Source organism: Streptomyces pseudoechinosporeus (assembly GCF_054783935.1).
The window spans coordinates 1-23,706 of record NZ_BAAGPS010000061.1 but is presented as its reverse complement, the minus strand read 5'-3'; the positions used below and the strand labels follow the sequence as shown (position 1 = coordinate 23,706).

At 70.6% G+C, this 23,706-nt stretch carries 19 protein-coding genes and 3 pseudogenes; 10 read left to right on the top strand and 12 right to left on the bottom strand.

Going from position 1 to position 23,706, the window contains the following annotated elements; all coding sequences use genetic code 11:
* Positions 1–29 precede the first annotated feature (29 nt).
* Positions 30–1,107 (top strand): annotated as a pseudogene (locus ACYVO6_RS39105) (IS630 family transposase).
* A gap of 383 nt (positions 1,108–1,490) precedes the next feature.
* Here the strand turns inward: ACYVO6_RS39105 and ACYVO6_RS39100 are convergent.
* Positions 1,491–1,815: pseudogene (locus tag ACYVO6_RS39100) on the bottom strand (hotdog fold thioesterase); the annotation flags it as partial.
* Positions 1,816–2,229: 414 nt separating this feature from the next.
* Here ACYVO6_RS39100 and ACYVO6_RS39095 point away from each other — a divergent pair.
* From ACYVO6_RS39095 to ACYVO6_RS39085, 3 genes are all read left to right on the top strand, one after another.
* Entirely contained in the window at positions 2,230–3,180 is a 951-nt protein-coding gene (locus ACYVO6_RS39095) for an NmrA/HSCARG family protein (RefSeq protein ID WP_461069915.1), read from the top strand.
* Complete coding sequence (locus ACYVO6_RS39090; protein ID WP_461069913.1) at positions 3,181–3,942, top strand: 3-oxoacyl-ACP reductase family protein; 762 nt, start codon at positions 3,181–3,183, stop codon at positions 3,940–3,942.
* A gap of 209 nt (positions 3,943–4,151) precedes the next feature.
* Positions 4,152–6,536 (top strand): ATP-binding SpoIIE family protein phosphatase, encoded by a 2,385-nt coding sequence (locus ACYVO6_RS39085; RefSeq protein WP_461069911.1) that lies wholly within the window; start codon positions 4,152–4,154, stop codon positions 6,534–6,536.
* A 514-nt stretch (positions 6,537–7,050) separates the two neighbouring features.
* Here the strand turns inward: ACYVO6_RS39085 and ACYVO6_RS39080 are convergent.
* The 5 genes from ACYVO6_RS39080 to ACYVO6_RS39060 are packed head-to-tail and all read right to left on the bottom strand — an operon-like array spanning position 7,051 to position 13,034.
* Positions 7,051–8,460 (bottom strand): amidase, encoded by a 1,410-nt coding sequence (locus tag ACYVO6_RS39080; protein ID WP_461069909.1) that lies wholly within the window; start codon positions 8,458–8,460, stop codon positions 7,051–7,053.
* 50 nt (positions 8,461–8,510) lie between these two features.
* Positions 8,511–9,197 carry an ABC transporter ATP-binding protein gene (locus ACYVO6_RS39075; protein WP_461069907.1) on the bottom strand — a complete coding sequence of 229 codons (687 nt, stop codon included), beginning with the start codon at positions 9,195–9,197 and terminating at the stop codon, positions 8,511–8,513.
* Entirely contained in the window at positions 9,194–10,999 is a 1,806-nt protein-coding gene (locus ACYVO6_RS39070) for a branched-chain amino acid ABC transporter ATP-binding protein/permease (RefSeq protein WP_461069905.1), read from the bottom strand. The genes ACYVO6_RS39075 and ACYVO6_RS39070 overlap by 4 nt, the downstream gene beginning before the upstream one ends.
* Positions 10,996–12,198 (bottom strand): ABC transporter substrate-binding protein, encoded by a 1,203-nt coding sequence (locus ACYVO6_RS39065; RefSeq protein WP_461069903.1) that lies wholly within the window; start codon positions 12,196–12,198, stop codon positions 10,996–10,998. Before ACYVO6_RS39065 ends, ACYVO6_RS39070 begins: the two co-directional genes overlap by 4 nt.
* The gene (locus tag ACYVO6_RS39060) at positions 12,159–13,034 is read right to left on the bottom strand and encodes a branched-chain amino acid ABC transporter permease (RefSeq protein ID WP_461069901.1); all 876 of its coding nucleotides are present in this window, start codon (positions 13,032–13,034) and stop codon (positions 12,159–12,161) included. Before ACYVO6_RS39060 ends, ACYVO6_RS39065 begins: the two co-directional genes overlap by 40 nt.
* A gap of 117 nt (positions 13,035–13,151) precedes the next feature.
* On the opposite strand from ACYVO6_RS39060, the gene ACYVO6_RS39055 reads away from it, so the two are divergent.
* Positions 13,152–14,096, top strand: a complete 945-nt coding sequence (locus ACYVO6_RS39055; protein WP_461069899.1) for a helix-turn-helix domain-containing protein — start codon at positions 13,152–13,154, stop codon at positions 14,094–14,096.
* Positions 14,097–14,111: 15 nt separating this feature from the next.
* On the opposite strand, the gene ACYVO6_RS39050 is transcribed toward ACYVO6_RS39055, so the two are convergent.
* Positions 14,112–14,717 (bottom strand): TetR/AcrR family transcriptional regulator C-terminal domain-containing protein, encoded by a 606-nt coding sequence (locus ACYVO6_RS39050; protein WP_461069897.1) that lies wholly within the window; start codon positions 14,715–14,717, stop codon positions 14,112–14,114.
* 145 nt (positions 14,718–14,862) lie between these two features.
* Between ACYVO6_RS39050 and ACYVO6_RS39045 the strand changes: the two genes are divergently transcribed.
* Positions 14,863–16,356, top strand: coding sequence for an APC family permease (locus tag ACYVO6_RS39045; protein WP_461069895.1), 1,494 nt, complete (start codon positions 14,863–14,865; stop codon positions 16,354–16,356).
* Positions 16,357–16,405: 49 nt separating this feature from the next.
* Positions 16,406–18,019 (top strand): amidohydrolase, encoded by a 1,614-nt coding sequence (locus ACYVO6_RS39040; RefSeq protein WP_461069893.1) that lies wholly within the window; start codon positions 16,406–16,408, stop codon positions 18,017–18,019.
* On the opposite strand, the gene ACYVO6_RS39035 is transcribed toward ACYVO6_RS39040, so the two are convergent.
* The gene (locus ACYVO6_RS39035) at positions 18,000–18,494 is read right to left on the bottom strand and encodes a carboxymuconolactone decarboxylase family protein (protein WP_461069891.1); all 495 of its coding nucleotides are present in this window, start codon (positions 18,492–18,494) and stop codon (positions 18,000–18,002) included. The two genes, ACYVO6_RS39040 and ACYVO6_RS39035, sit on opposite strands and share 20 nt — an antisense overlap.
* A gap of 94 nt (positions 18,495–18,588) precedes the next feature.
* Between ACYVO6_RS39035 and ACYVO6_RS39030 the strand changes: the two genes are divergently transcribed.
* The 3 genes from ACYVO6_RS39030 (at position 18,589) to ACYVO6_RS39020 (ending at position 20,486) form a co-directional block, all read left to right on the top strand.
* Complete coding sequence (locus ACYVO6_RS39030; RefSeq protein ID WP_461069889.1) at positions 18,589–19,587, top strand: pirin family protein; 999 nt, start codon at positions 18,589–18,591, stop codon at positions 19,585–19,587.
* A 60-nt stretch (positions 19,588–19,647) separates the two neighbouring features.
* Entirely contained in the window at positions 19,648–19,884 is a 237-nt protein-coding gene (locus tag ACYVO6_RS39025) for a GNAT family N-acetyltransferase (protein WP_461069887.1), read from the top strand.
* A 134-nt stretch (positions 19,885–20,018) separates the two neighbouring features.
* On the top strand, positions 20,019–20,486 hold the full coding sequence (locus ACYVO6_RS39020; RefSeq protein WP_461069885.1) for a MarR family winged helix-turn-helix transcriptional regulator: 468 nt from the start codon (positions 20,019–20,021) through the stop codon (positions 20,484–20,486).
* Between the two features lie 62 nt (positions 20,487–20,548).
* On the opposite strand, the gene ACYVO6_RS39015 is transcribed toward ACYVO6_RS39020, so the two are convergent.
* The 4 genes and pseudogenes from ACYVO6_RS39015 to ACYVO6_RS39000 form a co-directional block, all read right to left on the bottom strand.
* Complete coding sequence (locus tag ACYVO6_RS39015) at positions 20,549–20,965, bottom strand: SsgA family sporulation/cell division regulator (protein WP_461069883.1); 417 nt, start codon at positions 20,963–20,965, stop codon at positions 20,549–20,551.
* Between the two features lie 234 nt (positions 20,966–21,199).
* Positions 21,200–22,600: pseudogene (locus ACYVO6_RS39010) on the bottom strand (MFS transporter); the annotation flags it as partial.
* A 215-nt stretch (positions 22,601–22,815) separates the two neighbouring features.
* Complete coding sequence (locus ACYVO6_RS39005) at positions 22,816–23,382, bottom strand: TetR/AcrR family transcriptional regulator (protein WP_461069881.1); 567 nt, start codon at positions 23,380–23,382, stop codon at positions 22,816–22,818.
* Between the two features lie 93 nt (positions 23,383–23,475).
* On the bottom strand, positions 23,476–23,706 hold a 231-nt coding region (locus tag ACYVO6_RS39000; RefSeq protein WP_461069879.1), incomplete at its 5' end, for an aldehyde dehydrogenase family protein.

Here is a 23,706-nt window from a genome sequence, read left to right as displayed (position 1 = left end):
TGGTCCGTCCGGGCTGGTACGCCGGATGCATGCGGTATCCGGACGGAGGCGGGCTGACCGCCGAGCAGCGCAAGCGCCGGGACGAGGTACGGATGCGGGCTGTTGACCTCTTCGAGGAGGCGTGGAAGTCCCGCGCATCGCCCGGGAGTTACGGGTGAGTGAGAAATCGGTCTACCAGTGGCGCCGCGCCTGGAAGACGGGCGGACGCGGGGCGCTGCGTTCCAAGGGCCCCTCCGGCTACGACTGCCGCCTGGGCCCTCACCTGCAGGCCAAGCTCGCGATGTGGCTGGAGGAGGGGCCGGCCGCGCACGGCTGGAGTGAGGACCAGGTGTGGACCGCCTCCCGGGTCCGCACGCTGATCGGACGCAAGTTCCATCTCTCCTACAGCGTCTCCGGGGTGACCCGGCTGCTGCACCGTATGGGCTACAGCGTGCAGATGCCCGCCCGTCCCGCCGCCGAGCGCGACGAGGACGCGATCACCGCGTGGCGGGAGGTGACCTGGCAGGAGGTAAAACCCTCCGGGCGGCGACCGGCGCGTTCGTCTGCTTCGAGGACGAAGCGGGCGTGACCGGCCGTCCGCCCAAGGGCCGCACCTGGGGTCGGCGCGGCATCACCCCGAGAATCAAGGTGTCCGGCCGCAGCCGGGGACGGCTCTCGGTGGCCGGGCTGCTGTGCTACCGGCCCGGCCTTCCCTCCCGCCTGTGCTACCGGCTGCGCCGGCATACCGGCCGCAAGGGCGAGCGTCGCTCGCTCGGCGAGAGGGACTACATCCGCCTCCTCGACGGCGCCCACCAACTGCTCAAGGCCCCGCTGATCGTGGTGTGGGACCGGCTGAGCACCCACACCTCCAAGACGATGCAGGCGCTCGTGGCCGAGCGGGACTGGCTGACGGTGGTCCTGCTGCCCGGGTATGCGCCCGAGCTCAATCCGGTGGAGGGCCTGTGGGCACATATCAAGCGGAGCCTGGCCAATCTGGCCTCCCGCACCCTCAGCGAGCTGGAGACTCTGCTCCGCCAGCGACTCAAGGCGATGCAGTACCGACACAGCATCCTCGGCGGATTCCTCGCCGGGAGGAGCCTCGCACTCGACAGACCGGACGGACCCTAATACGCCGAAGTCAGTAAGAATATCCCGGAGTACACCGTCCTGTTCGAGCGGATCGTCAACGTGCTCATCGACCTCCAGCCGGACATCCGGTTGAGCTTCAGCACACATCCAAAGAACGTGCTCGAGGCGCTGCAACGCTGGCTTGACCGCTAGGGCCTGTGTGATGTCACGATCGTCTTCCTACCGGATCCGCCTTCCAAGCGGATCCGGATCCGCAAGTTTGATCACGACATCACACAGGCCCTAGCAGACGGCGCCGGCGGTTGAACGAGCGGCCGCAGCCGGCCGCTCTCCGCCCGGGCCCCGGTTGGCTTGCCATGGGAACGCCCCCTGGCAGGCCAACCTTTTGCCTTTTCGTCCTGTCCGGGAAGCGCGTGAGGACGTCAACGGGTGACTTGCCCGGTCCCGTTGGCGTCGGCCGTGCGGATCATGCAGGTGAGGCGTGCCGAGCAATGCGGCGGTCCTGTTCGTCGGTGATGGCGATGTCGTAGGTGGCGGTGCCGCGTCCGCGGTGCAGGGGAGTAGCGACGCCCATGGAGAGGCTGGAGCGGGCGGAGTGATGGTGGGTGGCGTTGAGGTTGATGCCCACGGCGATTCCGTCGCCGCCGGCGTGGAGGGCGGCCCCGCAGGAACCGAGGCCCTCGGCGAGGACTGCGGAGGCACCACCGTGCAGCAGCCGTAGAGCCGGGTGTTGCCTTCGACGGGCATGGCCTCACGATGGCGAGGTCCTCGAGCAGTGGGCGGCAACCGGAGCCACCTCACCGCCTTCTTCTCCACCGACACCCTCGGCGTGCGGGTTTGAAGATCTTGCCGACCGGGGGCATCGGCGTGCTGTCGATTCCCACATGAGCCCGGAACCGCGCGCCGCCAACCGCAGCCCCGAGTACTTCCATGGTCGGGCCCGTCCAGCTGATGCTCTTGGCGTTCCGGTCGCTCGGCCTACACCGTTGCCCGAGTAGGTCAGAAGAGTCGGCGTCCCCTCGAGCACACGCCGGCGACCATTGCTGTGACACCCCGAAACGATCATGGCTCGATCACATCTCTCGGGTTGATACATCAACCGATTCGCGATAACGTTGTTGATGCGTCAACAAGGAACCTCTTCCGATAAGGACAGCTGTCATGAGCGACAAGAAGGTCATCGCGGTCGCCGGAGCGACGGGCGCGCAGGGCGGCGGCGCCGCGCGGGCGATCCTCGCCGATCCGGAGTCGGGCTTCACGGTCCGCGCGCTCACCCGGAACCCCGACTCGCCCGCCGCCAGGGAACTCGCCGCGCTCGGTGCCGAGGTCGTCCGGGCGGACTTCGACGACGAGCCGACTGTGCACAAGGCGTTGCAGGGTGCCTACGGTGCCTTCTTCGTCACCGACTTCTGGGCGCACATGTCCGCGGCCAAGGAGATGGCGGAGATCGGGGCGCTGGCCCGGGCGGCCGAGGCCGCGGGGCTGCGGCACGTGGTCTGGTCGACGCTGGAGGACACCCGCGAGCTGCTGCCGCTGGAGGACGGCCGGATGCCGGTCCTGCAGGAGAAGTACAACGTGCCGCACTTCGACGCCAAGGGTGAGGGCAACAAGCTGTTCACGGAGGCCGGGGTGCCGACCACCTTCCTGAACGCGACCTTCTACTTCCAGGGCTTCCTGAGCTACTTCGTCCCCAAGCGCGGCGAGGACGGCGTGCTGACGCTGACCCTGCCGCTGGAGGACGGCAAGCTGCTGGCCGGGGTGGACGTGACGGACATCGGCCGGACGGCCTTCGCCATCCTCAAGGGCGGCGCGCCGTTCATCGGCCAGACCGTGAGCCTGGCCGGCGATCACCTGACCGGTGCGCAGTACGCGGAGAAGCTGGGGGCCACGCTCGGCGAGCCGGTGCGCTTCCAGTCCGTGCCCTACGACGTCTTCCGCACCCTCGACATCCCGGCGGCCGACGAGCTCGGCAACATGTTCCAGTACTACGGCGACTTCGACCAGGAGTTCACCGGCGCCCGTGACCTGAACCGGCTGCGCGAGATCAACCCGGCGCTGAAGAGCTTCGACGACTGGCTGGCCGAGAACGCCTCGAAGTTCGAGGTGAAGTGAATGACCGCGACCACCACCGTGAGCGGGCAGCTCGGCGGCAAAGTCGCCTTAGTCACCGGTGCGAGCCGCGGCATCGGCGCGGCCATCGCCCGTCGCCTGGCCCGGGAGGGCGCGGCCGTGGCGATCACGTACAACTCGTCTCCCGGCCACGCGGACAAGGTCGTCGAGAGCATCACGGCCGAAGGGGGCGAGGCCGTGGCCATCGCGGCCGATGCGGGGGACGCGGAAGCGGTCCGTGCGGCGGTCGACGGCACCGTGGAGGCCTTCGGCCGCCTGGACATCCTGGTGAACAACGCCGGCGGCGGTGCCTTCGGACCGTTCGAGCAGCTTACCGTCGACGACTTCGACCGGTCCGTCGCGGTGAACATGCGCTCGGTGTTCGTGGCCACCCAGGAGGCGCTGCGGCACATGGGGGACGGCGGCCGGATCATCTCGATCGGCAGCGTCTTCGCCGAGAGGATGCCGATTCCGAACGGCACGCCGTACGCCCTCACCAAGGCGGCCATCGGTGGTTTCACCCGGGCGCTGGCGAGGGAACTGGGACCGAGGGCGATCACGGTGAACAACATCCAGCCCGGCCCGATCGACACCGACAGCAATCCGGCTGACGGCGACCTCGCCTCGGTGATGATCCCGCTGACCCCGGCAGGACGGTTCGCCTCCCCTGAAGAGCTGACCGGCCTGATCGTCTACCTCGCCGGCCCCGAGTCGGGCTACGTGACGGGCGCGACGATCAACATCGACGGCGGCTACACCGTCTGAGCCGCTCGGGCCCGCAGGCGCCCGGCCGGGGTTACCCGGCCGGGCGCCTTGCCGACAACGCGGACGGTCACGGCGCGCAGGTTGACTGCCGGGACGTCGCGGTGGTGCTCCGCGGGCGCCGCGCAGAAGCCCGAACACACCGAGTACCGAATAATGAAAGCAGTCTCCCGGTGGCGTACAACGGAGTGCCGCACCGAGCGAGGAGTGACATGAGCGGGTCCAGCGATCAGGCCGGAAGCGGTTCGTTCGCTCTCGACGCCCTCGCCGCAGCCGTGCTCGACGAGAAGGGCACAGTGCTGCGGTGGTCCAGGGCGGCCACGGAACTGGTCGGGTACACGGCTGCGGAAGTCCGCGGTCACCCGGTGAGGGACCTGATCGCCGACGTGCCCGGCGAGCCGCTCACGGCAGCACGTGAGGGCACCGGGATTCCGGCTGCGGGCCGGGCTCGGTTGCGGCACCGCCAGGGCGGCCTGGTCGATGTCACCTTCCGCGTGTTCCGGCTGGAGGGGGCCGCCGAGCTGCTCGCGCTGGCCGCACCCGTGGAAACGGTGAGCGAGCTGGATCTGGGCGTGTCGCTGCTGCGCGCGCTGTTCTGCCAGGACCAGATCGGCGTCGGCATCCACGGCACCGATCTGACCATCCTGCGTACCAACGTCGCCCCGGCGGTGTTCGGCGGTCCGCCCGCACCGCTTGGCAGCCGGCTGCGGGACATCCTCCTCGCCGAGGACGCCGACGACATCGAGGCCGCCCTGGGGCAGGTGCTGGAATCCGGCGCACCGTTGGTCGGCCGGGAGCAGCGGATGCGGGCACCGCAGGTGCCCGGACGGGAATGGGCCCTGAGGCTGTCTGCCGTCAGGCTGGAGGACGGGGACGGAAGGCCCACGGGGGTCGCCGCCATGTTCACCGACACGACCGAGCAGCAGCGGGCCCGCCGGCATCTGGACGTCCTCCGGGAGGCCGCGGTCCAGGTCGGCGGTTCGCTGGATGTCTCGCGTACCGCACAGCAGCTGGCCGACGTGGTCGTCCCGGCACTCGGGGACCTCGGAATCGTCGACCTCGCCGAGGCTGTGCTGGAAGGAGACGAGCCCCCGAAGTGGTCGGGTGGCGGAGACCTCCACCTGCGCGCCGCGGCCTCGGCCACCGGCGAGTGGCCGGGGCGCATCAGGCTGGGAGAGCCCCTTCCTCCGCTGCCCGACCACCCGGCCGTCCGCAGCATCCTGCGCGGCGAGACGCTCATCGCCACCCGCGATGAGTGGCTTTCCCTGCTGGGTGACCCCGAGCTGGCCGACCTCCTCCTCCCCGATGCCTGGCACTCCATGATGATCGCCCCGCTGCACGCCCGCGGCCTCATGCTTGGTGACCTGCAGGTCTGGCGGGTCAAGCAGCCGGATCCCTTCACCAGGGAGGACGCGGACCTGCTGACGGAGGTAGCCTCCCGGGGCGCCCTCGCCATCGACAACGCCCGCCGCTACACCCGGGAACACCGGGCGGCTGTCGCGCTGCAGCAGCGTCTGCTGCCCCGGGCGACGACCGACACCCCGGCGGCGGAGACCGCCGGTATCTACCGCCCCGCCGGCGGCGGAGCCGAGATCGGCGGCGACTGGTTCGATGCCGTTCCCCTGCCCTCCCTGCGGCTCGCCCTCGTCGCCGGGGACGTCGCCGGCCACGGCCTGCAGGCCAGCGCCACCATGGGCCGTCTGCGCGCAGCCATCCACACCCTTGCCGATCTGGAACTGGACCCCGACGAATTGCTCACCCGCCTCGACGGCCTGGTCCAGCGTCAGGCCTCCGAGGCGCCGCTCGTGCATCAGGACGCGATCGGCGCCACCTGCCTGTACGCCGTCTACGATCCGGTCACCCGGCAGTGCTCTGTCGCCAGTGCCGGGCATCCACCACCGACCGTGCTCCGGCCCGACGGCACCGAACAGGACGTCCCGATCTCGCCCGGTCCACCGCTGGGCGTCGGTGGCATGCCGTTCGAGGTCACCACGCTCACCCTGGAGCCCGGCAGTCTCGTCGCCCTGTACACCAAGGGCCTGATCCTCCGCGAGGACCGCGATCTCGATGCCGGGCTGCGCCGTCTGACGGACGGGCTCGCCGCGCACTGCCGCCCCGGCGCCCGGCTGGAGGAGGCGGGCCGCACCGTCCTCGCCGGTGTCGGCGACGAGCCGGCCCAGCAGGACATCGCGCTGCTGCTGGCCCGTACGCGTGCCGTGCGGTCCGAGAACACCGCCGACTGGGAGTTCCCGGCCGACCCGAGCGTCGTGGCCGTGGCCCGGGAGGAGACCACCCGCCAACTGGCCGCATGGGGACTCGACGATCTGGCCTTCACCACCGAACTCGTGGTCAGCGAGCTGGTCACCAACGCCGTCCGCTACGCCGGCGGCCCGGTCGGGCTGCGCCTGATCCGGGAGGAAGTCCTGGTCTGTGAGGTCACCGACCCCAGCAACACCCAGCCCCGGCTGCGGCGGGCGCACACCACCGATGAGGGAGGCCGCGGCCTGTTCCTCGTCGCCCAGCTCACCACGCGCTGGGGCTGCCGCTACGGCCGTACCGGCAAGACCATCTGGGCCGAACAGCCCCTCACGACATGAGTCATCTCCGCGCGGCGTCCACAACCGTTGCCTCGCGGTGTGCGGCTTCCAGCGCCACTCGCGTGGTTGCTCTGAACGACAACAGGCCAAGCACCGGGGGGCTCCGCCGCACCCGCCGCGAGCCGTACGTCCGGCAGGCGTGGCGTCCTTGGCACGTACCGAGGCGGCGGTGGCCCTAGGGGCAGCGGCCCACCGACCGCTGTCTCCACGTCCACTGGTCTGCCGTCGGGCAGGCGGTGGCAGGCCAGCGCCCCGATGAACGAGCCGGGAGGGGCCGTACCGCCGTGCACGGTGGCGGTCAGCCACTGCTGGCACCGTGTCGAGCAACTCCGCCAGGTCTGTTGATGCGTCAACTATTTGCCATGGTGGCCGCGAGCGTGAGCGTCAACCGCGTCAGTCGCCGATCGTCTCGGCGGCTGCTGATGCGAGCGGGGCGCGCCCCGTGGGGTCGGCGGGCCAAGTGATGTTGATTCATCAACAAGCGGCAACCGTACTACCCCGACCCTGCCGGAGGTCACCCGAAGCGTGCAGGACGGCGCACGGTCCAGTCGCTCAGCTCTTCGAGGGCGGAGGCCAGGCGCAGGAGGGTCGCCTCGTCCCAGGGCCCGCCTATCAGCTGGCTTCCGATGGGCAGCCCGTCGGGCGAGGTGTGGAGCGGCAACGAGATGGCGGGCAGGCCGGTGATGTTGCAGACGGCGGTGAACGAGATCATCCGGTTCTCGGTCATCCGGAATCCGCCGGGATCGGCGTTGGCCTCGGCCAGGCAGGCTCCGGCCGGAGGGGGCGGGCAGGCGAGGGTAGGGGTGAGCAGCACGTCGAAGTCGCGGCCCCACTGGGCCCGGACCTCAACCGCTTCTTGTTGCAGGAGTGCGGCCGTCCGTGTGTACTCGCCAGAGTGGCGCGTCTTGGCGCGTTCCATGCGGAACCGCAGATGCGGCTCGGCCAGTTCCGGATGGTCGTAGGGCGCGGTCCACAGTGCCGCGTCCAAGGAAGTCTGCGCGTACCCGAGGCCCGCCTCCTCGGTGAAGAAGCGCGGCGACACCGGGAAGACCGCATGCCCGAGCGACTCCAGCAGCCTGCCGGTCCGCTCGGCCGCCGCGACGCACACCGGGTCCACCGGCAGTCCGGTGGGCGCCTCAAGCAGCAGGCCCACCCGCAGTGGCTCGGACTCCCGTCCCACTTCGTCGGAGAACGGCCGCTCCGGCGCGGGTGCGCCGTACATGACGAGGCTGTCCGGCACGCTCATGACATCCAGTAGTGCGGCCGCGTCCCGCACCGTCCGGGTGATCGCTCCCTCGACCGTGGCGTGTTCCCAGGCCGCCAGGTACTGCGGCACCCGTCCGCGGCTGGGCTTGAGCCCGACCAGCCCGCAGCACGAGGACGGCATCCGGATCGAGCCGCCGCCGTCGTTGGCGTGGGCGACGGGCGCGAGCCCCGCGGCGACGGCGGCCGCGGCACCGCCGCTCGAGCCGCCCGGCGAGTACTCCGTGTTCCAGGGGTTACGGGTGATCCCGTAGCGGGAGCTCTCCGCAGCGGTCAGCATGCCCATGTCCGGGGTGCTGGTCCTGCCCATCAGCAGGAACCCGGCGTCCAGGAACCTGGTCACGACAGGGTCGGTGATCGTGCGGGGCGTGTCGTCACACCCGAGGCTCCCGAAGGTGGCGGGCTGCCCGGCGACCAGGTTCAGGTCCTTGATCGGAATGGGCACCCCGTGAAAGGCGGGCAGGTCCCCACCCTCCATGACGGCACGCTCGGCCTTCACGGCGGCCTCGCGGACCTCCTCGTCGTTGCGCCAGACGAACGCCCCGATCTCGGGATCGAACCGGTCGATGCGCTCCAGATAGGTGTCGACGATCTCGACGGGGCTCAGCTCGCGCATGCGCACCGCCTCTGCCAGACGCACGGCGGAGTCGAACGGGTCCATGGGGGGCTCCAATCTGTAGCCATGTCAGGGGAGTTGCAGGGGGAGGGGAGTCAGCCGACGGCGAGCAGCCGGTCGAGCTCCTCGCGGTGGTGCGTGCCGCTCGGGCCGTCGAAGACGACCCGGCCCGCCTGCATGACGATCGCCCGGTCGCAGCGCTCGAGGAGGAGCCCGGCGTGCTGGTCGACCATCACCACCGCCACTCCGGTGGCGGCGATACGGGCCATCGCCTCCAGGACCTGCTGGACGAGCGACGGCTGCAGACCCTGAGTGAGTTCGTCCACGACGATCAGCAACTGTCCGGACAGCATCGACCGGGCAATGCCGAGTTGCTGCTTCTGGCCGCCGGACAGCGTTCCGGCGGGCTGCCGGCGCCGCTCGGTCAGCAGCGGGAAGATCTCGTGGGGATCGACCGCGGGGGCGAAACCCGCGCGCGTGGCCAGGCGGAGGTTCTCCGCGACGGTGAGGGTGGGGAACACCCCCCGGTCCTCGGGCATCAGTGCCGCGCCCCAACGGGCGAGCAGGTCCGGGCGGCCGCGCGGCACAGGGCGTCCGGCCAGGCGTACCTCGCCCCCCTGCCGGTCGGCCAGCCCGAACACGGTGCGCAGCAGAGTGGTCTTGCCGGTGCCGTTGCGCCCCAGCAGGGCGATCCGCTCGCCCTCGGCGACCCGCACGGTCACGTCGCGGACGACGGCGGCCTGCCCGTATCCGCCGCCCAGTGCGTCCAGTTCCAGCATCATCGGTTCACCCCCAGGTAGGCCTGGCGCACCGTGGGATCAGCGGCGATCTCGTCCATCGGCCCGTGGGCGATCACCTGGCCCTCGTGCAGGACCACGACGTCGTCGGCCAGTTCCCGGACGATCGCCATGTCGTGTTCGACGACGACCAGTGCGCACCCCGTCCGCCGTGAGACCTGCTTCAGCTCGTCGACGAGCGCCCGGGCGTCGTCGGGTCCCAGCCCGGCCGCGGGTTCGTCGAGCAGCATCAGCCGGGGCGCTCCGGCCAGCACCATGGCCAGCTCCAGCCGGCGCCGGTCGGCCAGCGGCAGGGTCCCGGCCTCACGGGCCTCGTCGCCGACCAAGTCGTCGTATTCGGCGGGCAGTTCGACGTGGAGCGGCGCGTCCAGGCGGCCCAGCCTGATGTTGTCGGCGGGAGACAGCGCCGTCAGGACGCTGGGGATCTGGAACATCCGGCCCACGCCCAGGCGTACGCGATCGTGGACCGGCAGCGCGGTGGCGTCCGCACCGAAGATGCGCACGTCGCCCGCGTCGGGGGCGAGTTGGCCCGCGACGACGGCGAGCAGGGTGCTTTTGCCCGCGCCGTTGGGACCGATCAGGCAGATGCACCGGCCGTCCTCGACCGTCAGGTCCACGCCGCGCAGCACGTCCACCGGGCCGAAGGACTTGCGGATCCCCGTCAGTGCCAGGGCCGGACCGTCACCGTGGGCGTCGTGCCCGCGGTGCCGTGGCGCCGCCGCAGCTGCCGGCAGCTTCACCGCTGGGCCGCGTGTCCACGCCCGGGCCAGTCCCGCCAGACCTGAGGGGGCCACCTGGACGACCAGAACGAACAGGGCGGCGAGCGCGAGCACGTACCAGCCCTGCCACGTGCTGCCGAGCGTCTGCGCGCCCGCCGTAATGAGGATCGCGCCGAGGAACGGTCCCACGGTCGACTGCCTTCCGCCCACTGCCAGCCAGACCAGCACGCTGGTCGACAGGGCGAGCCCGAAGACCTGCGGTGACACCAGTCCGGCGGCGGGTGCGTACAAGGCACCCGCGACCGCCGACACCGCCGCACCGACGGCGAACGCCGCTGTCCTCACCCGCAACGGGTCGATGCCGGTCTGGGCGGCGCGCTCGGGGTTGCGGGAGGCGGCGATCAGCCGCGCGCCGAACCGGCCGCGGACCACCGTGACGCTGGTGAGGGCCACCACGGCGGCCACCACCAGGAGGGTCAGGTAGTAGGCGGAGACCACTCCCTGGCTGCTCACCGACAGTCCGTTGGTGCCTCCGGTCAGATCCGGGAGGCTGGTCGCCGCGTGCTGGAGCAACAGACCCACCCCGATCGTCAGCAGGATGAGCGGAGCGTCGGGCACACGGGAGGCCAGTCCGATCCGGACCATCGGCACCGCGATGCCCACGACGGCTGCCAGGGCCGCCGCCAGCAGGGCGGCGAGCGGCCAGCCGTGCTCCTGGCTGAGCGCGACGGCGTAGGCGCCGAGCCCGAAGAAGGACGCGTGGCCCACGCTGAGCAGCCCCGCCCGCCCCCAGGAGAGGTCCAGGCCGTAGGCGAACAGCCCGTTGCACAGGCCCAGGGTCAGGGTGGCCACCGCGAAGGCGCTCAGACCGAACGGAGCCGCCGCCAGCAGCACGAGCAGCAGCGCGAAGCGCACCACCACCCCTACTCGGGTGCTACGCCTCCCAGCTCCGGGCGCGGCCGAGGCGCCGCCGTCCGGCCGACGGCGTACGCCGTGCGCGGACGGCGTCGGCAGTACCGGGACCTGCTCGTCGCCGCGCCCGTCGATGTCACGGCCGGGGCTGATCACGCGCACCCCGGCATGGGCGTGGTGTCGGCGATGCGGCCGAGCTCGCGGCTGACCTCGTACGCCCCACCCGGCTTGATCGTCACCTGGAGCATGTCGGCCTGGAGGAGGTGGTTGGCCGCCGCGAAGCGGGTCTTCTCGCCGAGCGGCGAGTCGAAGGTCAGCCGTCCGATCTCGCTGTTGATCGCCTCGCCGTCAGCGGTGCCGGCCTTCTCGGCAGCGGCCAGGAAGAACTGGATGCCGAAGTACGCGTTGCCCGCCACCTCGGGCATCGGACCGTCGAACTCGTACGCCTTCCGGTAGTCGGCCACGAAGGCGCGGCTGTCGGAGTCGTCCAGCCGGTCGGTCCAGCGCACGGTGTGCGTGCGGCCGTTCACCAGGGCGCTGAGCGCGGGGTAGTAGTCGCTGTCCAGGGGCGCGCCGTCGTAGCCGAGGTCAGAGGTGAGCAGGCCGAACTGCTTGGCCTGCTGGCTGAACGACACCGCGTCGGAACCGACGACCATGGTCAGCAGCACGTCCGGCCGGGCGGCCTTGAGCCGCTTGATCACCGGCTGCCAGTCGGTCTGCCCGATCGGGCTGAACTCCTCGGCGACGACCGAGCCACCGGCGCGTTTCACCTGCTCCTTGGCGACTCCCAGGTAGTGGTGCGGGAAGTTGTAGTCCGAGCCGACGACCGCGACCTTCTTTCCGTACTTCTCCAGCAGCGCTGGGACCGTCGGTGTGAGCAACTGGCGCGTGCTCTCACCGAAACCCCATGCGTAGGGACGACACCGCCCGCCATCGCCGAGGATCGCCGTACCGAACGGGACCTTCGCGTCGTCGGCGACCTTGGCCACGGCCTCGGCCGTGTCCCCGGTGATCGTGCCGAACAGCATCGACACCTCGTCCCGCTGGACGAGTCTGCGGGCCAGCTGCGTCGAGGTCGCCGGGTCGCCCGCGTCGTCGGCGACGACGTACTTCACCTTCGTGCCGTTCACGCCGCCGGCGTCGTTGACCTGCTTGACGCCCAGTTGGAAGGCGTTGCGCAGGGCCTTGCCGGTCGAGGAGACGGGCCCGGTGAGCGGCACGATCAGGCCGACCTTCAAGGGCCTGTCCCCGTCGCTGCCGGTGTCCGAGATCGCCGAACCACCGCAGCCGGTCACCGCCAGCAGGGCGGCGGCCGTCAGGATGCCTGCGCCGGCACGCGAACGCGTGTGAGCCATGATGTGAACCTCCGAAGCCAGGGACGCGATCGCAGCGCGGCGATCGCGACGACGATGAGATAGAAGAGGACCTCGGCCAGCACGTCGGTCAGCCAGGTGCGCAGCAGCACCGACAGCGCTGCGATGGCCAGGGCGGCCCCCGCCGCTGTCGCGAGCGCGCCGGGGCGGCTGAGCAGCAGGCCGAAGAAGACGGGGACCAGGAGGCCGAAGCCCATGGTCGGGTTCACCGCGAGCAGCGGGCTGTACAGCGCCCCGGCCAGCACGGCCAGCAGCCCGCCGAGCAGGAACGCGAGCGTGCGCAGCCGGCGCGGGTCGGTGCCCAGCAGTGCCGCCATGGTCGGGTTGTCGGCCACCGCGCGGAGGGTCAGGCCCCAGTCCGTGCGGTAGGCGGCGAGCAGCACCAGCCCGATGACCGTGGCCGCGATCAGGCCGCAGACCAGCCGGTACGTCGGATAGGGCGTGCCCAGGACGGTCACCGTCCCGCCGATCGGTGCATCCACCGACCGGGAGGTAGAGGTGAACAGCAGTTCCGCCGCCTGCCGCAGTGCCATGCCGACACCCCAGGTGACGAGCATGGTCGCCAGCCCGTCCGCGAGGGGACGCCGCAGCAGCAGCCGTTCGACCAGCAGCAACAGCGGCGCACTCGCCAGCAGGGCGAGTGTCACGCGCCACCCGAACGCCGGACCTGTGAGGACCACCGCCGTGTAGGCCCCCACCATGATGAGGTCGCCCTGCGCGAGGTTCACCACCCGGGTCGCCGCGAAGGTCACGGCCATGCCGAGGGTGGTGAGCCCGTAGAGGCCGAAGAGAGTGAGAATTGCCAGGAGTACGTCCACGTGGTGATATCCCTCCACTTCCGCGGACTGCAGATGAGTGGGACTATCGGCCAGTTCCGGCCATTGCGTTGGCACCACAGCGCAGACTTCTGGTGCTGCAGTGCAGAGGAGAAGCCGATGCCCCTCGAAGCCCGAATGGACGGCACGCTCGTCTTCGGCTACCTGGACACCGTCTCCTCCGACCGCGCCAGGGCGTTCGACGCCGTGATGGTCAGGACGGCGACGCCCTACGCCGCCGAGATGCGATCGGAGCGGTTCGGCGCGATCACCACGTGCGACATCGCCGGCGAGCAGCGGGCGCAGGTCGTGCCGCACGCGTCGGTTTCCACCGAGGGAATAGACACCTTGCTGGGCGTGCTCCTGGCCGGAGAGGTGACCATCGAACAGAGCGGCCGCCAATGCGCCCTGTCCCCGGGCGACTTCGTCCTCTACGGCGGCGGGCGTCCGTTCCGCCTGGACCTCGGCAGCGACTACCGCTGGTTGCTGATGAGACTCGACCCGAGCACCAGCACCTTCTTGCAGCACATCCCCGACGCCATGGTCGCCCAGGAGCTCACCCGTTCCGCCGGCGGCCGCATCCTCTCCTCGATGCTCGTCGAACTCGCCGACCGTGGTCATCGACTCGGACCGCTGTCAAAGGGAGAGATGGGCGAGCACGTGACCGGCATCGTCCGGACGCTCGTCCGCGAGTACGCCGGCCGGCACACGCCCCCTGTTCACGCGCACCGGCTGAAGCGCATCCTGGAGCACATCGACCTGCACCTGGCCGAGGAACTCCCGCCCGCCCGGATCGCCGCCGACCACCACATCTCGGTCCGCTCCCTGCACGCCCTGTTCCAGCAGCGGGGCGAGACACTCGGCGACCACATCCGGCGACGGCGCCTGGACCGCATCCGCCAGGACCTGGCCGACCCCGGCCTGGCCCACCTTCCGGCCTATGCCGTGGCGGCCCGCTGGGGCATCACCGACCCGAGTTACTTCGGCAGAGTCTTCAAGGGCGCGTTCGGTGTCTCCCCGCGGGAGTTCCGCCGGTGGTCGCTTCCCGGCGCCGCCGGAGAGTGACTGCTTCCGCTGCCGTCAGGAGGCGATCAGGCATCGGCAGTGGGCCAGGAAGCCGTCCAGCGCCAGGTCGAACGCGGCGTCGGCGCGGTCGGGGCCGACGGCGGCCAGCGCCTGAGCGAGCAGCGGGGTCTTCCCGTCGGCGTCGGGTTCCCACATGGTTTCGGGCGCGGCCAGGTCGAGCGCCGAACCAAGGACGAGATTGTCCAAGGCGGTGAGGACGGCCATGACGCGGTCCTTGGCGAAGCCCGCGTCCAGCAGCAGGGCGACCGCCCGCTCGTACTGGGCCAGCGCGTGGGGTGCGCGGACGGGCGCCGTGGCGAGCAGCGGGATGGTGCGCGGGTGGGCGGCGAAGGCGGCCCGGTAGGAGCGGGCCCAGGCGGCGAGGGCGGTGTCCCAGGGGCGCAGGTCGAGGGTGGCCGGGTCGATGGCGCCCGTGACGCGCAGCCGGATCAGTTCGACGATGCCGGCCCGGCCGTCGACGTGATGGTAGATCGAGCCGGTCTGGACGCCGAGCTTCCTGGCGATCTGCGGGACGCTGAAGTCGCCGTTGCGGTCGACGAGTTCGAGCGCGGCGGTGCCGATGCGCTCCCTGTCGAGCAGGGCCTTGCTCGGCCGCCCCATGCGTCGTTCTCCTTGATCGTTGCCACTCGGGTCTTCCCAGGGGTGGGGCCCAGGGCTACATTACCGAAACCGAAAGGCTTTAGGTTTAGCTCGCCGGGCGGTCCCCTGCCGCCGAACGGCGCCGTCCGAAAGGTGCCCCGCCGCCATGGCCTCGACCGCCAGACCCCAACCCGCGACCGCCACGGAAACCGACTCCTCGCTCCGCTCCGGCACCCTCCGCGCCAGTGACATCACCTTCCTCGTCGTCTCCGCCGCCGCCCCGCTCACCGTCATGGCCGGCGTCGCCCCGCTCGCCATCCTGCTCGGCGGCATCGGAGCGCCGAGCGGATACCTCATCGCCGGTGCCGTCCTCGCCCTGTTCGCGGTGGGCTTCACCACCATGAGCCGGTACATCGGCAACGGCGGCGCCTTCTATGCGTACGTCACCCGCGGCCTCGGCCGGCCCGCGGGGGTCGGCTCGGCCGCCCTCGCGCTGCTGTCGTACAACGCGATGCAGATCGGCATGTACGGACTGCTGGCCACCACCGTCCGCGACGCGCTGCAGGCCCTGTGGGGAGTCAGCGCGCCCTGGCCGGTGGCCGCCCTCGTCGGTATCGCGGCCGTCTGGTACGCCGGGTACCGCAGTATCGACTTCGGGGCCCGGGTGCTGGGCGTGCTGCTGGTCGCCGAAGCCGGCATCCTCGTGGTCCTGGCCGGCGGGGTGCTGGCGGACGGCGGCGCGCAGGGCATCCACTTCGACTCCTTCACTCCCGGCAACGCCTTCACGCCCGGCACCGGTGCCCTGCTTGCCTTCGCCTTCGCGGCCTTCATCGGCTTCGAGTCCACCGCCATCTACCGATCCGAGGCCCGCCGACCGGAGCGGACGATCCCCCGCGCCACCTATGCCGCCGTCGGCTTCCTCGGCCTGTTCTACGCCTTCGTCGTGTGGATCGTCGTGCAGGCGTTCGGCGCGCGGGACGTCATGGCCGCGGCCGCCGAGGACCCCGCCGCGCTGTTCTTCACCGCCACCACCCGGTACGTCGGCGGCTGGGCGGCGGATGTGATGCACGTCCTCATCGTCACCAGCGTCTTCGCCGCGCTGCTCGCCTTCCACAACGCCATCAACCGCTACACCCACGCCCTCGCCCACGAGGGGGTGCTGCCCGTGGCTCTGGGCCGGGTGCACCGGCGGCACGGCTCGCCGCACATCGCCGGGATCCTGCAGACCGTGCTCGCGGCCCTGGTGGTCCTCGGCTTCGCCGCCGCAGGCGCCGACCCCTACGAGCGGCTGCTGCTGTGGGTGAACACCCCCGGTGTGGTCGGCATCGTGCTGCTTCAGGTGCTGACCGCGGCCGCCGTCCCCGTCTTCTTCCGCCGCATCAGTCACACCGAGGGTGTCTGGCGGGCCGTGGTGGCCCCGATCGCCGGAGCCGTGCTCATGGGCGCCGCGCTGTACCTGATCATCGACAAGATCGAGTTGCTGACCGGCGCCGGGACCGGCACCAACGCGGCGCTCCTCGCTCCCGTCCCGCTGGTCTTCGCCGTCGGCGTCGCCCTCGCGTACCGGCTGCGCCGCACCCGACCGCAGGTGTACGAGGCGTTCGCCGCCGAGCCCGACACCGACAACCGAACCGCTGGAAACCCCGACACCCAGCAGTAGCCACTGAGCCCCGCCACCCCGTCACGAGCCGCTGCGAAAGGCGATCCACGTGCCCTTCACCAACGCCGACACCGTGCTGGCCGGCGCCACCGTCCGCACCCTGGACCCGCGACACCCCCTGGCGACCGCCGTCGCCGTCAGGGACGGCCGTATCGCGGCGGTCGGCGAGGAGGCCGACGTACGCCACTGGCGCGGCCCCCGCACTCAGGTCGTCGACCTCGGCGGCGCCACCCTCACCCCCGGCCTCACCGACGGGCACACCCACGCCGTCAAGGGTCTCGAACTCGCCCAGGGCATCGACCTCTCCGGCTGTAAAACCCTGGAGCAGCTGCGCGCCGCGTTGCGCGAGGCCGCCCGGCGGGCCGCCCCCGGGTCGTGGATCACCGGCTGGAACCTCGACCACAACACCTTCGAGGGCGGCCCCATCAGCCACCACCTCATCGACGACGTCGTGGGCGACATCCCCGCCTTCCTACGGCTGTACGACGCTCATTCCGCGCTCGCCGGCTCCGCGGCCCTGCGTGCCGCCGGGGTCGACGGGCCACGTCGCTTCGACCAGGGTGCCGCCATCGTCTGCGACCCCGACGGGCGCCCCACCGGTCACCTCGTCGAGCAGGCCGCCATGGAGACCGTCGCCGCCCTGATCCCGCAGCCCTCTCCCGCCGAGCGCCGCAAGCACCTGCTCGCCCTGCTGGCCGACATGGCCGCCACCGGCCTCACCGGAGGCCACGTCATGGACCTGGAGACGCCCGACGCGCTCGATCTGCTCACCGCCATCGAGGACGAGGGCGTCCTGCCGCTGCGGCTGCGCATCGCGCCCTGGTGCCAGCCCGGCGCCGGCCCCGACGAACTGCACCGGCTGATCGCCCTCCAGGGGCGCGCCGGACGGCATTGGCGCGTGGCGGGCGTCAAGCTGTTCCTCGACGGCACCGTGGAGGGCGGCACCGCCTGGCTGGACCACCCCGACTGCCACGGTGCCGGCACCGAGTCGTTCTGGCCCGACCCCGCCGCGTACACCCGCGCGGTGCACGCTCTCGACCGCGCGGGCGTGCCGACCGCCACCCACGCCATCGGTGACGCCGCGGTCCGCCGCGTCCTCGACACCGTCCAGGCCCTCGGCACCCCGCACGCCCGGCACCGTGCCGAGCATCTGGAGACCGTGCCCGACGACCAGATCCCGCGCTTCGCCCGGCTCGGCGTCGCCGCCTCCATGCAGCCCGCCCACGCCACCTACGCCAGGGCGGACCACAGCGACGAGTGGTCCCGCCGACTCGGCCCCGAACGCGCCGCCCGGGCCTGGCGCTGTCGCGACCTGCGTGCCGCCGGAGCCACCCTGGTCCTCGGCTCCGACTGGCCCGTCGCCCCCTACGACCCACGCTGGGTACTCGCCGCCGCCCAACTGCGCCGCCACCCCGGCGACCCCGGCACCCCGCCCGTGCGACCCGACCAGGCACTCACCCCGCTGGCCGCCCTGGAGGGTTACACCACCCACGCCGCGCTGGCCGCGGGCGAGGAGGACATCGCCGGACGCATCGCGCCCGGCTTCCGGGCCGACCTCACCGCCTTCACCCTCGATCCCCTCACCACCGGCCCCGACGAACTCGCCGACGCCCCGATCCGGCTCACGATGAGCGGGGGCCACATCACCCACCGGACACTGTGACACCGCTCTCCTCGCCCGGAGCACCTCGATTCGCCCGTACCGGGTGCTTGCTCATGATCGAGACCCGGTTGAAAGCGTTCATGGTGATCGCCACCCAGATCGCAGCGGAGATCTGGTCATCGGTGAGAACCTGTCGAGCGGCCTCGTAGGCGGATTCCTGTGCGACGGCATCGGTGGGGTCGGTCGTGGCCTCGGCCAGTGCGAGGGCCGCGCGTTCCGTGGGGGAGAACACCGCGGTGTCCCGCCAGGCTGCCAGCACTCCCAGCCGCTGCGCCGACTCACCCGCGCGTACGGCCGCCTTGGTGTGGAGGTCGAGGCAGTAGGCGCAGCCGTTGATCTGCGACACGCGGAGGTTGATCAGCTCCACGACGGTGCGGTCGAGCCCCGCCTCGGCGGTAACCGCGCGCACCGCTTCCGATGTCTGCACCAGGGCGTGGAAGGCCTTGGAGCTCTGTTTGTCGATGAAGATCCGCATGTCTCCCGCTCGCCGTGTACTTGCTGTAGCCCTCGTCCTAAGATCATGGCATGATAGTTGATGCAACAACTAGATTCCACGGGAGGTGGTCTCGGTGAGCAATGTCGAAGCCGAGCCGGCAGTGATGAGATGCGGGTCGCCGGTCGACGACGTGCGGCCGGCCGGGGCGTCACGGGTCGACGTGCTCCCCGCACGGGACGTACCCCTGGGCGGACCGCGCTCGATGACGGTGCGGCGGACGCTGCCGCAGCGGGACCGGACGCTGATCGGCGCCTGGTGCTTCGCCGACCACTACGGTCCCGACGAGGTCACCGACAGGGGCGGCATGGCGCTGCCCCCGCATCCGCACACCGGCCTGCAGACGGTGACCTGGCTGTTCAGTGGGGAGGTCGAGCACCGCGACACGCTCGGCACCCACGCCTTCGTGCGGCCCGGGGAAATCAACCTCATGACAGGCGGGTACGGCATCGCCCACTCGGAGGTCTCCACCCCGCGCACGACCGTCGTCCACGGCGTCCAGCTGTGGGTGGCGCTGCCGGAGGAGCACCGGAACGCCGAACGGGACTTCCAGCACTATGTGCCCGAGCCTGTGCGGATGGAGGGTGCCGAGATCAGGGTCTTCCTCGGCTCGCTCGCCGGAGATGTCTCTCCGGTACGAACGTTTACGCCGCTGCTCGGCGCCGAGATCATCCTCGAACCGCGTGCGACGGTCACCATGGCCGTGGACTGCGCCTTCGAGCATGGCCTCCTCGTGGACAGCGGGGACGTCCGTGTGGCCGACACCCTGCTGCACCGGGCGGAGCTGGGCTATGTCCCGCCGGGTGCCGACGCGTTGACGCTGACGAACGAGTCGGACGGTCCGGCGCGGACGATTCTGCTGGGCGGCACCCCCTTCGAGGAGGAGATCGTCATGTGGTGGAACTTCATCGGCCGCACTCACGAGGACATCGTCAAGGCCCGCGAGGACTGGGAGGACTGGGAGGCCTCCTCCGAGCGCTTCGGCACCATCGAGGGATTTCCCGGGGACCGTCTTCCCGCGCCCGCCCTGCCCAACGCCACCATCAGGCCGCGTCGCAACCCTCCGCGTCGCTGACCTCTCTCAGAAGGGCATTCCTCATGAGTCAGCTTTCTGCTGCCTCGGTCGTCGAGCGGGGTGGACGCACACCATCGGTACGAGATCGTGGTCGACGGCAAGCGCGTCGGCGTGACCGAGTACCGCGACCACGGTGAGCAGCGCGTGTTCTTCCACGCGGAGGTCGACGACGCCTACGCCGGACAGGGCCTGGCCGCTGCGGATCTCCACAGGCAATCAGGATTGGCCCATCTCACAGATCAGAAGACAGAGGCTGCGCATCGCCGAGGCCTTCACCAGGGAACTCCCCGCCACTGACTGAGCAGGCGGGCGGCGCCGCCGGTTGACACTTGCGGCGCCCACGGCCAGCCGCAGCTGCCACGCACTGGGCGTTGACGGGTCTCTTAGCATCCTGGCAGGTGACCCGTCAACGGTCACTTACACTCGTCTCCATGAAGGAGACGGTGCGGTGGTTGACCCCGGAGGAGCAGCACGCGTGGCGGGGCTTTGTGCGGTTGCATGAGCGGCTCATGGGCCGGTTGTCGCGTACGTTGCAGGCCGAGTCGAAGCTGTCGGGCGCGGACTTCGCGGTCCTGGTCCATCTGACGGATGTGCCGGAGGGGCGACAGCGTTATCAGGACCTGTGCCGTGCTCTGGAGTGGGAGAAGAGCCGGACGTCCCATCACATCGCGCGGATGGCCGGCCGGGGACTGGTGGTGCGGGAGGAAGCCCCTGATGACGCGCGGGGGGCGTTCGTGGTGATCACCCCGGCGGGGCGGGAGGCGATCGAGGCGGCGGCTCCGCGCCATGTGGAGACGGTGCGGGAGTTGTTCCTGGACCATGTCACGCTGGCTGAGCTGCGGATGCTGGGCGAGATCTCCAGTCGGGTGGTGGCGAAGCTGGACGAGGACCCGTCCTGAGCCCGGGCACGGGCTCCACCCGAGTCCCGGGTTTCCGGCCGCTCGGGTGAAGGCGTGGGTTCTCAGGCGGCGCCGTGCAGCAGTCGCGCCACTTCACCGTCCACGTCCAGACCGTCGGCCTCCCGGCCGACAGGGACCGACTGATACGTGCGCTCCAGCCACTGTGCCACCGTGGCGAGGGGAGCGGTGAGCCGAGCGGTCCCCTGGGGGGACGACAGAGCGATGTTCAGCTCGGCATCGGGCCCGCACCCGACCGGCCAGAGGTGTACATCGCCTTGCCCGCTCGGCCGCAGCAGGCCTTGGGCCAGCAGATCGCGGGCCAGCACCCACGGGACTGCGCGGTCGGCGTCGGGATGGAAGACCAGGTGCACGGCAAACGGGTCGCGCGCCTTGTACAGCAGGCGGGTCGGCACAGCGATCCGCTCGTCCGACGCGAGCACGAGCTCGGTATACAGCATTTGATCTATGTAGCTGGTCATGGCTCGAATCGCTCCTTCGAGAGCCTGGCCGCCGGGTAGCGCCACTGCGAAGGGAAGACGGAGATTGTTGATGCGTCAATGACGCTTAGAATGCTGTGGTTCTTCGTGGCTCGTCAAGTAAGTGTGCGCATAGTCACTTGATGCATCAACTGTCTTGGGTGGGAGACACGACGTTCCCGCGCGTCATCGGACCACCCGCTCCGGCAGCTGCTCGCCGACAGCCGGCTCCCGGACGCGGCGCTGCCGTGGCAGGAAGAGCGCGAGGACAAGGCCGAGGGCCACGGCGGCGGTCGCGATCAGGAAGGAGACGCGGAAGCCCTGCATGGTCGGAATCTCGACGCCGCCCACGGTGACCGCCGTGTCGGCGAGGACCATGCCGACAACAGCGCTCGACAGTGACGTACCGATGGAGCGCATCAACGTGTTGAGGCCGTTGGCCGCGCCCGTCTCCGAGGGATCGACGGCGCCGTTGATCAGGGCGGGCAGCGAGGAGTAGGCCAGGCCGATGCCCACGCCGAGGAACACCGAGATCACTGCGGTCTGCCAGGCCGCACTCATCAGGCCGATCCCCGCTCCGTAGCCGATCGCGATGACCAGCAGCCCTGCCAAGAGGGTGCTCGTCGGGCCGTACTTGGCCGACAGACGGGCGTAGACGGGGGTCATGAACAGCATCGTCACGCCCATCGGGGCCATGTACAGGCCGGTGACGACCATGGACTGGCCGAGGCCGTGGCCGGTGGACGTGGGCAGCAGGAGCAGCTGGGGAAGGACGAGGGTCTGGACGTAGAAGGCGACGCCGACCGTGATCGAGACGAGGTTGGTGAGCAGCACCTGGCGGCGGGCCGTGGTGCGCAGGTCCACCAGTGGGGCCTTCGCACGCAGCTCCAGCACGCCCCACAGGACGAGGATCACGACCGACCCGGCGAACAGGCCGAGCGTGGTGCCCGACGACCAGCCCCAGTCGCCGCCCTTGGTGACCGGCAGCAGGAACAGCACGAGGCCGAGGGAGAGACCGAGGGCGCCGAGCAGGTCCAAGGTGCCCTCGGCGCGCACCGGGGACTCGGGTACTAGGAGGAGGGTGAGGACGATGGAGAGGGCGCCGATGACGGCCGCGCCGTAGAACAGGGAGTGCCAGTCGGCGTTATCGGCGAGCAGGGCCGCGGTGGGCATCGCGATGCTGCCGCCGACGCCGATCGAGGAGCTCATCAGGGCCATCGCCGAGCTGAGCTTCTCGGGCGGCAGCAGGTCGCGCATCAGGCCGATGCCCAGCGGGACCGCGCCCATGGAGAAGCCCTGAAGGGTGCGCCCAGCGAGCATCACCGTGAAATCACTGGTGACCGCGCTGATCAGGGACCCGACCACCATCACGGCGAGGCTGGCGATCAGCATGCGGCGCTTGCCGTACAAGTCGCCGAGGCGGCCCATGATCGGGGTGGCCACGGCACCGGAGAGCAGGGTCGAGGTCACGACCCAACTGGCGTCACTGGGTGAGCTGTTCAGCAGCTGCGGCAGGTCCTTGAGGACCGGGACGAGCAGGGTCTGCATCACCGCGACCACGATGCCCGCGAACGCGAGCACCGGGATCACGGCACCGTTCGCCCTCCGGGTGGGGCCGTCGGTTGTCGGATGTGTCATGGCACGAGGCCTCCAGGCCGGAGTGGGGAGCGGGGGAGCGGCGGGCGGATCCGCGCAGGATGCGACGTCCGGGGGCCGATACGTGAGCATGCGCATGCGCATGCGCAGAGCACGGCCGGCACCCCCGTTCGGTGCGGAACTTCCGTACCCGACAAGGCGGTTCCAGCGACGCGGGCACCGCCGTGGTCTGGTGAGAGGGAGGATCCGCCGTTGCGTCAGGCCGGCCTGCGGCGGGGACGCGCGAGCATGCGCTCGGCGGCTTGGAGCAGGTGTTCGCGAAGGTCGTCGTCGCTGACCTCGGGGTACCTGACTGGTGCCGTGGCGAGGCCGCGGACAGCGGCGGCGAAGTAGAGGCGTTCGCTCAGGTCTTCCCGGTCGCCGCCGAAGAGTTGCTCGACCTTCTCAGCCACTACCGGCCACTGGCGCATGACGGGCTCGGGCTCCTGACGGTCGCCTTCCTTGGCCAGGAACGTCAGGAGATCGCGGTGTTTGACCATGAGTCCCACGTACTCGGCGAGCGCCTCACGCCGCCGTGCGGGCTTGAGCGGCCCGGTTCCCACCTTCTCGAAGAACGCGTCCAGGTCGGTGAAGGCGGGCTCCACCACCGCGTTGAGGATGTCCTCCTTCGTGCGGAAGTGATACGTGACCGCCGCCTTCGACAGCCCCATGCCAGAGGCGATCATCTGGATCGACGCACCCTCGTAGCCGCGCTCCGTGAACAGCTCGAGTGCGCAGCGCAGCATCCGCTCGCGGGTCTGCTCCAGTTCCCTTGCCTCTGGCACCGCTTCCTCCTTGGAACACCCTCGCCGCAGGGCTGACTGGACGGTCGTCCAGCATATCTGCCATTGATCACCGCGCCGTTGCGGAGTGGGGACTCACGCCGCCGTGGGCAGGAGGACGGACTTCACCTGGAAGTACGCCATCAGGCCTTCGAGACCGTTCTCGCGGCCGAGGCCGCTGGCCTTGTAGCCGCCGAAGGGGGCGGCGTTGTCGATGCGGTAGCCGTTGATGCCGACGGTGCCGGTGCGGATGCGCCGGGCCAGCGCCGTGCCCCGCTCGATGTCGCCGGTCCAGACGCTGCCCGCCAGGCCGTACTCGTTGTCGTT